Genomic DNA, 14,042 nt, shown 5'->3' on the forward strand with positions numbered 1-14,042 from the left:
GCCGATCCGGACAGCCTCAGCGCCCGGCGGGGCTCCGGCGGAACGCCCACTTCATGTCCGGCTCGGTCGCGAAGCGCAGTACGCGCCGCACCGGCGGGGCACACAGGAGCGTCACGGCCACGGCGGCCACGAGCGAGACGACGACCAGCCCCACGGGGCTCGTGAGCCACTCGTAGCGGTCGAACAGGCCGTAGTAGCCGGCGCCCTTCACCAGGAAGCCGTGGAGCAGATAGCCGCAGATCGTTCCGGCGCCCAGCGCGGTGAACCACATGGGGCGGCGCGGCACCCAGGCGAGGAACGCGACAGTGAGCAGCAGAGCGCAGGCGAACATGGCGAGGGTCATCACGGGTCCCGCCCACCACTGGAAGTCCATCTCCTGGGCGCTGTTGCTGCGGTAGAACCAGCCGAGCCCGATGCGGGGGGAGACCCAGTAGGCGAAGAGCAGGGCCCCTGCGGCCAGCGGCAGGGACAGCATCCGTACCTCACGCCGCCGGATCATCTGGAAGTGCTCGGGCTTCATCAGCAGGCCGAGCACGAAGAACGGCAGGAGCTGGCAGATGCGTTGAAGGTCCAGGTCGTCGGTGATGCCCGGCGTCACCGAGGCGAGCGCCGCGATCGCGAGGGCGACCGGGAGCGGGTGGCGCAGCGACTGCCACAGCGGGGTGGTGACCCGCCAGATGAAGAGAGCGATCAGGAACCAGGTGAGGAACAGCGGGTCGAGCAGGGTGATCGGGGTGTCGTCCACGCCGCCCGCGTACCGCTTGAAGAGCGAGTAGGCGGTCTCGAAGAGCACGTAGGGCACGACAACCCCGGTGACCAGGCGCTTCACCTTGGCCGGACTCATGTCGAACGACCGCGAGAAATAACCGGAGACGAGGATGAAGGCGGGCATGTGGAAGGTGTAGACGACCATGTACAGCGCGCGGGTCGTGCGGCTGCCGTCCATCACCGGCTCCCAGGCGTGGGCCACGGCGACGAGGACGATCGCGAGGTACTTCACGTTGTCGAAGTACGCGTCCCGGCGCTTGGCCGGAGCAGGCGCCGGGGTGCGGGCCGGAGCGGCCTTCGTGACCGTGGACGGCGCCCCCGAGGCCGTCGGGGTCCGCTCGTGTCTGGGCTCCGCCTCCCTGCTCTCGGGGGTGATCGGGGCCCTCTGAATATCGCTCGGAGCTTTGGACATCTCATGCACCTTAGACCCGTTGATCGGTATGCGTAAATCTCTCAAGAGATATCGCGTGTTCCCGCTGATTCGAAAACGAAACTACCGACAACTGCCCGTTACGTAGGCATTCATCCCCCTTAAATGGGGCATATCGGCGGGTGGTTGGTGAGAGTGAATTTCGTCGCACGAACTCCTCGTAAATCGCTGTGAATGAAGTGTGGGGATATGGAAACGATCACACCGGCGATTATTCGAACTGCCGCGCACACAGCGGGCGCACAGTTTTCGCGCACGCCCCGCCGTGCCCGTGCCAGGCCCCGGGGGAAGGCGTTCGCGCCTGCGCCGCACCGGGCGCACGCGGGCGCGAGGTTGGCGTGATCCGGTTGTTTCCCGCCATCACCCGGCAGCAGGTGCAGGGGAGTTGGTGGCACGATGGACGCGACGGAGGTGTGCCGGGCCGCATGCCACCGGGCCGGCAAGGCGGACCGACCAAGGGTGTGATCAGTCGTGGCCATTTCACTGTCTGTGGTGCTTCTGCTGGGGATCGTCCTGGTGGTGCTGATCCGCGGCGGGTCCCTCAAGGGAGGGCCGGCGGTGGTCGCCGTGCTCTTCGGGTTCTTCCTGGCCTCGACGGGCATGGCGCCGTCGATCAACAGATTCATGAACTCGATAGCGGAAACGATCAACCAGATCAGCTTCTGAGAGCCGCGCGGAAGCGCACGGCCCGGCAGGCGGCAGCCCGTCGGGTCACACGCACGGGCGGGGTACGGGTGCGCGAGCATCCCGAACGCCCTTCTCCGGCACGGCCGTTCCCGCGGCGGGCCGGGCCTCCCCGCCGGGCGGCGGCCCTTACCCCTGGGGTAATCGAACCCGGTACGCGGACGTGCCATGCTCCGGCTCGACGGAGCCCAGCCGACCGGAGGACGCCATGACCGCCTATGCGATAGCTCACCTGCAGGACGCCGCGCCGCACCCGGAAATCGCCGAATACGTCGAGCGGCTCCCCGCCACGTTCGCGGCGCACGGGGGCCGTTTCCTGGTGCACTTCGCGCAGCACGAGGTGAAGGAGGGAGCCTGGCCGGGGAGTGTCGTGGTGCTCGCCTTCCCGGGCATCGCCGAGGCGCGCGCCTGGTGGGACTCTCCCGCGTACCAGGAGATCGCGCCGCTGCGCTCGCGCCACATCGAGGGCGACATCATCCTCGTCGAGGGTGTTCCCGAGGGCTACGACCCGGCCGCCTCGGCCCGGGCGGTGCGGGACGCGGTGCCTCCCGCGTAGCCGGCCGGCGTCGCGCCCTCGGGGGCCCGCAGGTGAGAGGCGTCACGAAAACACCCAGGGCCGGATCCGGAGAAGATTCTCGGACCCGGCCCTGAGCCGTTGGAGCGGGCGACGGGAATCGAACCCGCGTAGCTAGTTTGGAAGACTAGGGCTCTACCATTGAGCTACGCCCGCAAGCACCGCGGAACCGGTCGGGAAGGCCCGGCGGATCTCGGTACGCACAGCATCGTAGCGGTTCCGGGAAGGTGCGCGCACACCCGTATCGCTGTGCCGTGTGACGGCCTTGGCGCCGGCCCGGGTGACGGCCCGTGCAAAGCGGCCGACGCGGGGCTCTTCTGCATGTACCCTACGTGTCGCACCGACGGGGTGTGGCGCAGCTTGGTAGCGCGTCCGCTTTGGGAGCGGAAGGTCGTCGGTTCGAATCCGGCCACCCCGACCACCAGCAAGATCGCATTGTGGGAGTCCTCCCCCTTGCCGTTACTATGCAAATTGCGTGCCCGTGTGTCTGATGTACCGGGCTCGATCCGCGAAGCCGCCTCTCGGCGGCCCAGCAGAACCCCAAGAAGTCAGCCACCAAGGAGACCGAACCGTGAAGAGCGCCGTGGAGACCCTGAACCCGACTCGGGTTCGGCTCAGCATCGAGGTGCCCTTCGAGGAGCTCAAGGACAGCCTCGACGCGGCGTACAAGAAGATCAACCAGCAGGTCACGGTGAAGGGCTTCCGTAAGGGCAAGATCCCCAACCGGGTCATCGACCAGCGGTTCGGCCGTGGTGCTGTGCTGGAGGAGGCCGTCAACGACGCCCTTCCGAAGTTCTACACCGAGGCTGTCAACGAGGGTGAGCTCAACGTTCTGGGCCAGCCCGAGGTCGACATCACCGAACTCAAGGACGGCGAGCTGCTGGCCTTCACCGCCGAGGTGGATGTCCGTCCCGAGATCGAGATTCCGGACTACTCCGGCATCGAGGTCACCGTGGACGCACTCGAAGTGACCGACGAGGACGTCGAGAAGGCCGTGGAGCAGCTCCGCGAGCGCTTCGCGTCGACCAACCCGGTCGAGCGCGCCGCCGCCGAGGGCGACGTCGTGACGATCGACCTGGAGGCCAAGGTCGACGGAGAGGTCCTCGAGGACGGCGTGGCCGCCGGTGTCTCGTACACCATCGGTTCCGGCGAGCTCCTCGACGGCATCGACGAGGCCGTGACCGGCCTGGAGGCCGGTGGCGAGGCCACCTTCACCTCCGAGCTGAAGGGTGGCTCCGCCGAGGGCAAGGAAGCGGAGGTCACCGTCAAGGTCACCGCCGTCGCCGCCCGCGAACTGCCCGAGCTGGACGACGACTTCGCGCAGATGGCCAGCGAGTTCGACACGCTCGCCGAGCTCCGCGAGGACAGCCGCAAGCGCCTCGAGAACACCAAGCAGTACGACCAGGCCACCCAGGCCCAGGAGCGCGTCCTCGACGAGCTGCTGAAGCTGGCCGAGGTCCCGATCCCCGAGAAGCTGCTCGCGGACGAGGTCCAGACCCGCAAGCACAACCTCGAGCACCACCAGCTCGGCCAGATGGGTCTCGACCTCGAGAAGTACCTCGAGATCCAGGGCAAGACGCTGGAGGAGTTCGAGAACGAGACCTCCGAGCAGGCCATCAAGGGCATCAAGACCCAGTTCATCCTCGACGAGCTCGTCAACAAGGAGAAGCTGAACGTCAACCAGGAGGAGCTCACCGAGCACCTCATGCGGCGTGCCGCTTCCTCCGGCATGAGCCCCGACCAGTTCGCCCAGGCCGTCGTCGAGGGCGGCCAGGTTCCGATGCTCGTCGGCGAGGTCGCCCGCGGCAAGGCGCTCGCCGTGGTCGTCGAGGCCGCCAAGGTCGTCGACACCAACGGTGAGATCGTCGAGCTCGAGGACGACGAGGAGGCCGAGGAGGCCACCGAGACGGTCGAGGCCGCCGAGGGCACCGAGGCAGCCGAGGAGAAGGACGGGAAGAACGAGGCCTGAGCCTCGTCCCGACCGCTGATCTGATCCGCACGGCGGGCTCCGGACGTACCGCGTCCGGGGCCCGCCGTCGTATCGGCCCACGCCCGGTGACGCCCCCGGGAGGGCGCCCCGCGCGCCCCCGGGACCCTTGTGCCCACTGGCTTACCTTGCGCTCCCAGCGAACAGTTGGGGAAGCGGGATGGCGTTGTCCCACCTGCGCGTTAGGGTCCATGAAGAGGAAGGGTCGGGTAGTCCCGGCCCACCCGGTACGAAGACGCTGAGACGGCCGGAGCCGTCAGAGACGAGCAGGTGGATACGTGACGAATCTGATGCCCTACGCCGCCGGAGAGCCGTCCCTCGGTGGAGGCCTCGGTGACCAGGTCTACAGCCGACTGCTCGGCGAGCGCATCATCTTCCTCGGTCAGCAGGTCGACGATGACATCGCCAACAAGATCACCGCACAGCTTCTGCTCCTTGCCGCCGACCCGGACAAGGACATCTACCTCTACATCAACAGCCCCGGCGGTTCGGTGACGGCCGGCATGGCGGTCTACGACACCATGCAGTACATCCCGAACGACGTGGTCACCATCGGTATGGGCATGGCGGCCTCGATGGGCCAGTTCCTGCTCACCGGAGGCACGGCGGGCAAGCGCTTCGCCCTCCCGAACACCGACATCCTCATGCACCAGGGTTCGGCCGGCATCGGCGGTACCGCCTCGGACATCAAGATCCAGGCCGAGTACCTGCTCCGTACGAAGACGCGGATGGCCGAGATCACCGCCCACCACTCCGGCCAGACCGTGGAGACGATCATCCGCGACGGCGACCGCGACCGCTGGTACACCGCCGAGGAGGCCAAGGACTACGGCCTCATCGACGAGATCATCACGTTCGCGTCGGGCATCCCGGGCGGCGGCGGCACCGGCGCCTGATCCGGGCGTGCACCACCCCGCACCCTCTCGTACGCCGAGACCTCCAGCCCACAGATACGCCACCAGGATGGTGAACACCCACATGAACAACCTCTCCGGCGCCTCCGCGAGCGGCCTCTACACCGGCCCGCAGGTGGACAACCGCTACGTCGTCCCGCGCTTCGTGGAGCGCACCTCGCAGGGTGTGCGTGAGTACGACCCGTACGCGAAGCTCTTCGAGGAGCGCGTGATCTTCCTGGGCGTCCAGATCGACGACGCCTCGGCCAACGACGTCATGGCGCAGCTGCTGTGCCTGGAGTCGATGGACCCGGACCGTGACATCTCGATCTACATCAACAGCCCCGGCGGCTCGTTCACCGCGCTCACCGCGATCTACGACACGATGCAGTTCGTGAAGCCGGACATCCAGACGGTCTGCATGGGCCAGGCCGCTTCCGCCGCCGCCGTCCTGCTGGCCGCGGGTACGCCGGGCAAGCGCATGGCGCTCCCGCACGCCCGTGTCCTGATCCACCAGCCGTCCTCGCAGACCGGCCGTGAGCAGCTCTCCGACCTGGAGATCGCGGCCAACGAGATCCTGCGCATGCGCACCCAGCTGGAGGAGATGCTGGCCAAGCACTCCACCACCCCGCTGGAGAAGATCAGCGAGGACATCGAGCGCGACAAGATCCTTACCGCCGACGACGCACTCGCGTACGGTCTGGTGGACCAGATTGTCTCCACCCGTAAGACCACGGCAGGCGCGTCCGTCTGACGTCGGTCTTTCCCCTTGGCACATCCCGTTCGCACGGCCCCGGCCGTGTGAACCGTGCCAAGGGGGGCCCGAACGGGGGGCCAGGCAAGGTACCGTCGGATAGAGGCACCAGGAGCCGCTGAACCAGGCTGCTCCCAGGCGAAGGGGAAGCACCTCGTGGCACGCATCGGTGATGGCGGCGACCTGCTCAAGTGCTCGTTCTGCGGAAAGAGCCAGAAGCAGGTGAAGAAGCTCATCGCGGGACCCGGTGTGTACATCTGCGACGAGTGCATCGATCTCTGCAACGAGATCATCGAGGAGGAGCTCGCCGAGACCTCCGAGGTGCGGTGGGAGGAGCTCCCCAAGCCGCGCGAGATCTACGAGTTCCTCGAGGGGTACGTCGTCGGTCAGGAGCCGGCGAAGAAGGCCCTCTCGGTCGCTGTGTACAACCACTACAAGCGGGTCCAGGCCGGGGAGAACGGCGGCGGTAATCGCGACGACGCGATCGAGCTCGCCAAGTCCAACATCCTGCTGCTGGGCCCCACGGGCTCGGGCAAGACACTGCTCGCGCAGACGCTGGCCCGCATGCTCAACGTCCCGTTCGCCATCGCCGACGCGACGGCGCTGACGGAGGCCGGCTATGTCGGCGAGGACGTCGAGAACATCCTGCTGAAGCTGATCCAGGCCGCTGACTACGACGTCAAGAAGGCCGAGACCGGGATCATCTACATCGACGAGATCGACAAGGTCGCCCGCAAGAGCGAGAACCCGTCGATCACCCGCGACGTCTCGGGCGAGGGCGTCCAGCAGGCCCTGCTGAAGATCCTGGAGGGCACCACCGCCTCCGTGCCGCCGCAGGGCGGACGGAAGCACCCGCACCAGGAGTTCATCCAGATCGACACGACGAACGTGCTGTTCATCGTGGGCGGCGCCTTCTCGGGTCTGGAGAAGATCATCGAGTCGCGGGCCGGCGCCAAGGGCATCGGCTTCGGCGCGACGATCCGCTCCAAGCTGGAGATCCAGGCGAGCGACCAGTTCCAGGAGGTCATGCCGGAGGACCTGGTGAAGTTCGGGATGATCCCCGAGTTCATCGGCCGCCTCCCCGTGCTGACCTCGGTCCACAACCTGGACCGCGAGGCGCTGCTCCAGATCCTCGTCGAGCCGCGTAACGCACTGGTGAAGCAGTACCAGCGCCTCTTCGAACTCGACGGCGTGGAGCTGGACTTCGAGCGCGAGGCGCTGGAGGCCATCGCCGACCAGGCGATCCTGCGCCAGACCGGCGCGCGCGGTCTGCGCGCCATCATGGAGGAAGTCCTCCAGTCAGTGATGTACGAGGTGCCGTCCCGCAAGGACGTGGCCCGCGTGGTCATCACGCCGGACGTGGTCCGCAACAACGTCAACCCGACGCTGGTCCCGCGCGAGCCGCGCACGATCGGCAAGAACGACGGCGGCCGTCACGAGAAGTCCGCATAGCGGCGACGAAGACGACGCGCACGCGAAGGGGCGCCCGGCCACCGGCCGGGCGCCCCTTCGCGTGGAGCCGCGATCAGATCTTGGTGCGTGAGGTGTTGTAGAGCTTGGCGGCCAGGCCCGACACCTCTTCCTGCGTCATGGACTTGTTGGTCATGGCCGCGCCGATGTCGAAGCCGATGACCGCCCCGACCGTGCTGTAGTCGGCCCAGATGCAGACCGGCATGACCATTTCCTTGGGGCCGCCCGCAGCGGTCCCGTCCGCCTTGTCGTTGACCATCTTCATGTCCTGGCACTTCATGAGCGCGCCCTCGAAGCCGGCCGGCGTGACTGCCTCGGGACTGCCGACCAGCGAGGTCTTGGCGTCATCGCTCTCGGCCATTCCCGCCTTGGCCTGCGCGAACATGCCGTTCAGGGCCTTCTCGGGGTCGCTGACCTCACCCCAGTTGCCGTAGAGCATCAGCATCTTGGTGGTGAGGGGGTTCTTCTCCATGTCCCCGCTCATGTACTGCGCCTCGGCCTTCTGGGGGTTCTTGATGCCCAGGGCCTCGGCCTCCGCCTTCTCCTTGCTCGTCGGCGCACCCGAGGCGGCCTTGCCCTTGTCCAGCTTGTAGGTCTCCACCGAGGCGGCCGGTGTCAGCTTGTACCCCTTGGTGGAGTCGGCGACGTCGCTCCCGCCGCCCCCGCCCGAGGTCATGAAGTACACCCCGCCCGCGATGACCGCCAGCGCCACCACGGCGCCGCCGATGATCAGGCCCGTCTTCTTCTTCGGGGCGCCCGGCTGCGGCGGCATTCCCGGGTACGCCTGCTGGCCGCCGTACGGCGGGGTGGGCGGCTGCTGGCCGTACGGGCCGGGCTGCTGGCCCTGCGGGTAGCCGTAGCCCTGCGGGGGCTGCTGCTGCGGCGGGACGCCCTGGGGGGCCTGCTGCGGGTAGCCGTAGCCGGGCTGTCCGCCCTGGGGCGGCTGCTGACCGTAGGGGTTCGGCTGCTGGCCGTACGGACCCGGCTGCTGGCCGTACGGTCCGGGCTGACCCTGGGGCGGCTGCTGCCCGCCGTACGGGCCCGGCTGGTTGTAACTCATGGCGCTGTCCCCTCCGAATGCTTATGCGTTCCGAACATCCTGGCGGACGCGGCGCTCACATAGGCAATCCGCACGTACACCGTTACTGAACAAACCGGTTTCAGTGCATGACTGTGACGCCCCTAAACTGTGTGCCGTGACCGAGAACGCAGCGCAGCAGCCAGCCAGCACCCCCGAACTGCCGACCCAGTACGCGCCGGCCGAGGTAGAGGGGAAGCTGTACGAGCGCTGGGTGGAGCGCGGTTACTTCACGGCGGACCCGCAGAGCGAGAAGCCTCCGTACACGATCGTCATCCCGCCGCCCAACGTCACCGGTTCCCTCCACCTGGGGCACGCATTCCAGCACACGCTGATGGACGCCCTCACCCGCCGCAAGCGGATGCAGGGGTACGAGGCGCTGTGGCTGCCCGGCATGGACCACGCCGGTATCGCCACCCAGAACAAGGTCGAGCAGCAGCTCGGCGAGGAGGGCAAGTCCCGCCACGACCTGGGCCGCGAGGAGTTCGTCCAGCGCGTCTGGCAGTGGAAGGAAGAGTACGGCGGGAAGATCCTCGGCCAGATGCGCCGCCTCGGCGACGGCGTCGACTGGTCCCGTGAGCGCTTCACCATGGACGAAGGGCTGTCCGCCGCCGTCCAGACCATCTTCAAGCGGCTCTACGACGACGAGCTGATCTACCGCGCCGAGCGCATCATCAACTGGTGCCCCCGCTGTCTCACCGCGATCTCCGACATCGAGGTCGACTACCAGGACGACGACGGCGAGCTCGTCTCCATCCGGTACGGCGAGGGCGAGGAGTCGCTGGTCGTCGCCACGACCCGCGCCGAGACGATGCTCGGTGACACCGCGGTCGCCGTCCACCCGGACGACGCGCGCTACACGCACCTCATCGGCAAGCGGATCAAGCTGCCGCTGACCGACCGCACCATCCCGGTCGTCGCCGACCACCACGTCGACCCCGAGTTCGGTACCGGCGCCGTCAAGGTGACCCCGGCGCACGACCCGAACGACTTCGCGATCGGCCAGCGCCACGGCCTGGAGTCGATGACCGTCATGGACGAGCGGGGCGTCATCACCGTCGCCGGCCCGTTCGAGGGTCTCGACCGCTTCGAGGCCCGTTCCGCGATCGTCGGCGCGCTGCGCGGACAGGGCCGGATCGTCGCCGAGAAGCGCCCGTACGTCCACTCCGTCGGCCATTGCTCGCGCTGCCGCACGACCGTCGAGCCCCGGCTGTCGCTCCAGTGGTGGGTCAAAGTCGAGACCCTCGCCAAGGCCGCCGGTGACGCGGTCCGCGACGGCCGGGTCGCGATCCACCCCAAGGAGATGGAGAAGCGGTACTTCGACTGGGTCGACAACCTCAACGACTGGTGCATCTCGCGCCAGCTCTGGTGGGGCCACCGCATCCCCGTCTGGTACGGCCCCGAGGGCGAGGTCGTGTGCGTCGGCCCCGACGAGCAGCCGCCCACCGGTGAGGGCTGGACGCAGGACAACGACGTCCTGGACACCTGGTTCTCGTCCGGTCTGTGGCCGTTCTCGACGCTCGGCTGGCCCGAGGAGACCCCGGACCTCAAGAAGTTCTATCCGACCGACGTGCTCGTCACCGGTCACGACATCATCTTCTTCTGGGTCGCCCGGATGATGATGTTCGGCCTGTACGTCATGGACGGCGAGGCCCCGTTCAAGAAGATCGCGCTCACCGGGCTGGTCCGTGACGAGCGCGGCAAGAAGATGTCGAAGTCCTTCGGCAACGTCGTCGACCCGCTGGACTGGATGGACACGTACGGCTCCGACGCCGTCCGCTTCACCCTGGCCAGGGGCGCCAACCCCGGCACCGACGTCCCGATCGGCGAGGACTGGGTCCAGGCCTCCCGTAACTTCGCCAACAAGATCTGGAACGCCACCCGCTTCGCGATGATGAACGGCGCGACGGTCGAGGGCGAACTCCCGCCCGCCGAGCAGCTGTCGGCCACCGACCGGTGGATTCTGTCGCGGCTGAACAAGACCGTCGCCGACGCCGACGCGTTCTACGAGGACTTCCAGTTCGCCAAGCTCAGCGACGCGCTGTACCACTTCGCGTGGGACGAGGTCTTCGACTGGTACGTCGAGCTGTCGAAGACCACCTTCTTCGCCGGCGGCGAGCAGGCCAAGGTGTCCGCACGGGTCCTCGGCGAGGTCCTGGACGTCACCCTGCGGCTGCTGCACCCGATCGTCCCGTTCGTGACGGAGCAGCTCTGGACCACGCTCACCGGCCAGGAGTCCGTCGTCGTCGCCGACTGGCCCAAGGACAGCGGCTTCCGCGACGACGCGGCCGAGAAGGAGATCGAGCTCGTCCAGCAGGTCGTCACCGAGGTCCGCCGCTTCCGCTCCGACCAGGGCCTCCAGCCCGGCCAGAAGGTCCCGGCCGAGCTGACCGTCACCGGCACGGTGCTTGCCCCGCACGAGGCCGCCATCCGCCAGCTGCTGCGCCTGCAGCCCGCGGAGGAGGGTTTCCACGCCACGGCCACCCTTCCGGTCGCGGGTGCCACGGTCGCCCTCGACCTGTCGGGCACGATCGACGTCGAGGCCGAGCGCAAGCGCCTCACGAAGGATCTGGGCGCCGCCGAGAAGGAGAAGGCCCAGGCCACCGGCAAGCTCGGCAACGAGGCCTTCCTCGCCAAGGCACCGGACAACGTGGTCGACAAGATCCGTGGCCGGCTCGCCAAGGCCGAGGAGGACATCGAGCGGATCACCGCCCAGCTGGCGAACCTGCCGCAGGGCTGATCACCTGAAGCCGGAGCCCCCGCACCCCCGACCGACCGGGAGTGCGGGGGCTTCGCCGTACGGGTGAGGGCTCGGCCCCGGGCGCTGCGCACGATGTCCGTGCCCATCCGTAGACTGGCCCTGTGAGTGAGCCCCGCCCTTCAGACCGGCACGACGCGTCAGATCCCGACGACACCTTCGCGGAGATCGTCGGCGAAGAGACCCAGCGCGACCCCGACCTGGCGGTGATCGAGGCCGGGAGCCGGACGCTGCGCACCCAGTCGGGACCGCCGCAGGGTGAGGCCGTCCCCGACCGCCCCGCCGACCCCGAGACCGACCGGGCGCTGCGCGCGGTGGAGCAGGAGCTCGCGGGCCGCTGGGGCGAGACCAAGCTCGAGCCGTCGGTGACCCGTATCGCGGCCCTGATGGATGTGCTGGGCGAGCCCCAGCGCGCGTATCCCTCGATCCACATCACGGGGACGAACGGCAAGACCAGCACGGCCCGCATGATCGAGGCACTCCTGGGCGCCTTCGAGCTCCGGACCGGCCGCTACACCTCGCCGCACGTCCAGTCGATCACCGAGCGGATCAGCCTCGACGGCTCCCCGATCGACGCCGAGCGCTTCATCGAGACGTACAACGACATCAAGCCGTACGTCGAGATGGTCGACGCCCAGCAGCCCTACCGCCTCTCGTTCTTCGAGGTGCTGACGGGCATGGCGTACGCGGCCTTCGCCGACGCGCCGGTCGACGTCGCCGTCGTCGAGGTCGGCATGGGCGGCACCTGGGACGCGACGAACGTCATCGACGCTTCGGTCGCCGTCGTCACCCCGATCTCGCTGGACCACACCGACCGCCTCGGCTCCACCCCGGCCGAGATCGCGGGCGAGAAGTCCGGCGTCATCAAGCAGGACGCGACGGTGATCCTGTCCCAGCAGCCGGTGGACGCCGCGCAGGTGATGCTCAAGAAGGCCGTCGAGGTGGACGCCACGGTGGCCCGGGAGGGCATGGAGTTCGGGGTCGTCTCCCGCGAGATCGCGGTCGGCGGCCAGCTGCTGACCCTGCGGGGCGTCGGCGGTGAGTACGACAACGTCTTCCTCCCGCTCTACGGGGCGCACCAGGCCCACAACGCGGCCGTGGCGCTCGCCGCCGTCGAGGCGTTCTTCGGCATCGGCGCCGAACAGGCCCGGAGCCTGGACGTCGAGACGGTGCGCAAGGCCTTCCTCTCGGTGCTCTCGCCGGGCCGGCTGGAGGTCGTGCGGGCCAGCCCGACGGTCGTCCTGGACGCGGCGCACAACCCGGCAGGAGCCCGCGCGGCCTCCGAGGGCGTGTCCGAGGCTTTCAGCTTCTCCCGGCTGATCGGTGTCGTCGGCGCGAGCGACGGCAAGGACGTCCGGGGGCTCCTCGAGGCCTTCGAGCCGATCTTCGCCGAGATCGTCGTCACCCAGAACTCCAGCCCGCGCGCCATGGACGCCGACGCCCTCGCCGCGATCGCCGTCGAGGTCTTCGGCGACGAGCGCGTCCAGGTCGAGCCGCGTCTCGACGACGCACTGGAGGCGGCCATCACCCTCGCGGAGGAAGAGGCCGAATACGCGGGCGCCGGAGTCCTTGTGACCGGGTCCGTGATCACGGTCGGCGAGGCCCGGCTGCTCCTCGGAAGGCGCTGACCTGTGCGTACCCTCTGTGCATCGACGCTGATCGGTGAATTCTTCGTCATCGGCTTCGCCGGGCTGGTCGCGATGAAGTCCGACGACCTGTCCATGGGCACGGTCTGGACGGTCTGCGGCATCGGCATGCTGCTCTCCGTGCTGCTCTGCGGAATGATCACCCGACCGGGCGGTATACAGCTCGGCTGGGCGCTCCAGGTCCTGCTCGTGCTGAGCGGGTTCTTCGTCCCGATGATGTACATCCTGGGCGTGATCTTCGGCGCCCTGTGGTGGGCATCGGTCCATTACGGCCGCAAGATCGACGAGGCCAAGGCGCGATGGGCGGCTCAGGCCGAGGCGCAGGAGAGCGCGCAGGCTCCGGCCCAAGGATGACGCAGCGTGAGCCCGGGCGTAGGCCCGTCGGCGTACCCCTGTAATCTCGCCCCCACCCGCACCGAAAGTCTGCAAGGAGCCGCACATGACTCAGCGCACCCTCGTCCTTCTCAAGCCCGACGCCGTCCGGCGTGGGCTGATCGGCGAGATCGTCGGCCGCATCGAACGCAAGGCCGGCTGGACGATCACCGCGCTGGAGCTGCGCACGCTCGACCAGGAGACCCTGGAGCAGCACTACGGCGAGCACAAGGGCCGCCCCTTCTACGAGCCGCTCGTCGAGTTCATGGCATCCGGCCCCGTCGTCGCCCTGGTGGCCGAAGGCGAGCGGGTGATCGAGGGCGTCCGTGCCCTGGCCGGCCCCACCGACCCGATCGCCGCCGCGCCCGGCTCCATCCGCGGTGACTTCGGCACCATCACCCGGGAGAACCTCATCCACGCCTCGGACTCCGAGGAGTCCGCAGAGCGAGAACTGAAGCTTTTCTTTCCCGGACTTTCCTGACTTCGGCTCGGCCAATCAGCGCTCATGACCTGGGGCGACCGAAGTAATTCGGTCGCCCTTCGGCATAGGGTCTCGTATCGCGGGAACGCATCCCTCCGACGTAACGTCACCATGGGTGGAACGGGCAGCCGTTCCACTCGTCATGGC

The 14,042-nt window shown here is 68.2% G+C and carries 12 protein-coding genes and 2 tRNA genes; 11 read left to right on the top strand and 3 right to left on the bottom strand.

What is annotated here, in order from left to right:
• Positions 1-16: 16 nt before the first annotated feature.
• Positions 17-1,180 carry an acyltransferase family protein gene (locus ABZY45_RS01975; protein ID WP_356735116.1) on the bottom strand — a complete coding sequence of 388 codons (1,164 nt, stop codon included), beginning with the start codon at positions 1,178-1,180 and terminating at the stop codon, positions 17-19.
• 489 nt (positions 1,181-1,669) lie between these two features.
• Between ABZY45_RS01975 and ABZY45_RS01980 the strand changes: the two genes are divergently transcribed.
• Positions 1,670-1,864: a hypothetical protein gene (locus ABZY45_RS01980; RefSeq protein ID WP_307127038.1), complete on the top strand. Its 195-nt coding sequence runs from the start codon at positions 1,670-1,672 to the stop codon at positions 1,862-1,864.
• 226 nt (positions 1,865-2,090) lie between these two features.
• Positions 2,091-2,438 (top strand): DUF1330 domain-containing protein, encoded by a 348-nt coding sequence (locus tag ABZY45_RS01985; RefSeq protein ID WP_356735118.1) that lies wholly within the window; start codon positions 2,091-2,093, stop codon positions 2,436-2,438.
• A 100-nt stretch (positions 2,439-2,538) separates the two neighbouring features.
• On the opposite strand, the gene ABZY45_RS01990 is transcribed toward ABZY45_RS01985, so the two are convergent.
• Positions 2,539-2,612 (bottom strand) — tRNA-Gly (locus ABZY45_RS01990).
• Between the two features lie 188 nt (positions 2,613-2,800).
• Here ABZY45_RS01990 and ABZY45_RS01995 point away from each other — a divergent pair.
• The 5 genes from ABZY45_RS01995 (at position 2,801) to clpX (ending at position 7,542) form a co-directional block, all read left to right on the top strand.
• Positions 2,801-2,877 (top strand) — tRNA-Pro (locus ABZY45_RS01995).
• 150 nt (positions 2,878-3,027) lie between these two features.
• Complete coding sequence (gene tig, locus ABZY45_RS02000) at positions 3,028-4,425, top strand: trigger factor (RefSeq protein ID WP_356735120.1); 1,398 nt, start codon at positions 3,028-3,030, stop codon at positions 4,423-4,425.
• 308 nt (positions 4,426-4,733) lie between these two features.
• A complete protein-coding gene (locus ABZY45_RS02005; RefSeq protein ID WP_030625849.1) occupies positions 4,734-5,339 on the top strand; it encodes an ATP-dependent Clp protease proteolytic subunit in 606 nt (201 codons plus the stop codon).
• 67 nt (positions 5,340-5,406) lie between these two features.
• A complete protein-coding gene (locus ABZY45_RS02010) occupies positions 5,407-6,090 on the top strand; it encodes an ATP-dependent Clp protease proteolytic subunit (protein WP_104785645.1) in 684 nt (227 codons plus the stop codon).
• Between the two features lie 156 nt (positions 6,091-6,246).
• Positions 6,247-7,542 (top strand): ATP-dependent Clp protease ATP-binding subunit ClpX, encoded by a 1,296-nt coding sequence (gene clpX, locus ABZY45_RS02015; RefSeq protein WP_145801542.1) that lies wholly within the window; start codon positions 6,247-6,249, stop codon positions 7,540-7,542.
• Between the two features lie 73 nt (positions 7,543-7,615).
• Here the strand turns inward: clpX and ABZY45_RS02020 are convergent, their stop codons facing one another.
• Positions 7,616-8,620 carry a hypothetical protein gene (locus ABZY45_RS02020; protein WP_356735123.1) on the bottom strand — a complete coding sequence of 335 codons (1,005 nt, stop codon included), beginning with the start codon at positions 8,618-8,620 and terminating at the stop codon, positions 7,616-7,618.
• A 136-nt stretch (positions 8,621-8,756) separates the two neighbouring features.
• On the opposite strand from ABZY45_RS02020, the gene ABZY45_RS02025 reads away from it, so the two are divergent.
• The 4 genes from ABZY45_RS02025 (at position 8,757) to ndk (ending at position 13,895) form a co-directional block, all read left to right on the top strand.
• On the top strand, positions 8,757-11,378 hold the full coding sequence (locus tag ABZY45_RS02025; protein ID WP_356735125.1) for a valine--tRNA ligase: 2,622 nt from the start codon (positions 8,757-8,759) through the stop codon (positions 11,376-11,378).
• Positions 11,379-11,500: 122 nt separating this feature from the next.
• Positions 11,501-13,024: a folylpolyglutamate synthase/dihydrofolate synthase family protein gene (locus tag ABZY45_RS02030; protein ID WP_356735127.1), complete on the top strand. Its 1,524-nt coding sequence runs from the start codon at positions 11,501-11,503 to the stop codon at positions 13,022-13,024.
• Positions 13,025-13,027: 3 nt separating this feature from the next.
• A complete protein-coding gene (locus tag ABZY45_RS02035) occupies positions 13,028-13,396 on the top strand; it encodes a DUF4233 domain-containing protein (RefSeq protein ID WP_356735129.1) in 369 nt (122 codons plus the stop codon).
• A gap of 85 nt (positions 13,397-13,481) precedes the next feature.
• Positions 13,482-13,895, top strand: coding sequence for a nucleoside-diphosphate kinase (gene ndk / locus ABZY45_RS02040; RefSeq protein ID WP_014156293.1), 414 nt, complete (start codon positions 13,482-13,484; stop codon positions 13,893-13,895).
• Positions 13,896-14,042: the final 147 nt, after the last annotated feature.

This window comes from Streptomyces sp. NPDC006516, from assembly GCF_040611875.1.
Taxonomy (GTDB): domain Bacteria; phylum Actinomycetota; class Actinomycetes; order Streptomycetales; family Streptomycetaceae; genus Streptomyces.

What these genes read in the sequence shown, in the direction of transcription:
- ABZY45_RS01975 (WP_356735116.1), bottom strand. Translation starts at nt 1,180, where the DNA reads ATGTCCAAAGCTCCGAGCGATATTCAGAGGGCCCCGATCACCCCCGAG.
- ABZY45_RS01985 (WP_356735118.1), top strand. Translation starts at nt 2,091, where the DNA reads ATGACCGCCTATGCGATAGCTCACCTGCAGGACGCCGCGCCGCACCCG.
- ABZY45_RS02005 (WP_030625849.1), top strand. Translation starts at nt 4,734, where the DNA reads ATGCCCTACGCCGCCGGAGAGCCGTCCCTCGGTGGAGGCCTCGGTGAC.
- ABZY45_RS02010 (WP_104785645.1), top strand. Translation starts at nt 5,407, where the DNA reads ATGGTGAACACCCACATGAACAACCTCTCCGGCGCCTCCGCGAGCGGC.
- ABZY45_RS02020 (WP_356735123.1), bottom strand. Translation starts at nt 8,620, where the DNA reads ATGAGTTACAACCAGCCGGGCCCGTACGGCGGGCAGCAGCCGCCCCAG.
- ndk (WP_014156293.1), top strand. Translation starts at nt 13,482, where the DNA reads ATGACTCAGCGCACCCTCGTCCTTCTCAAGCCCGACGCCGTCCGGCGT.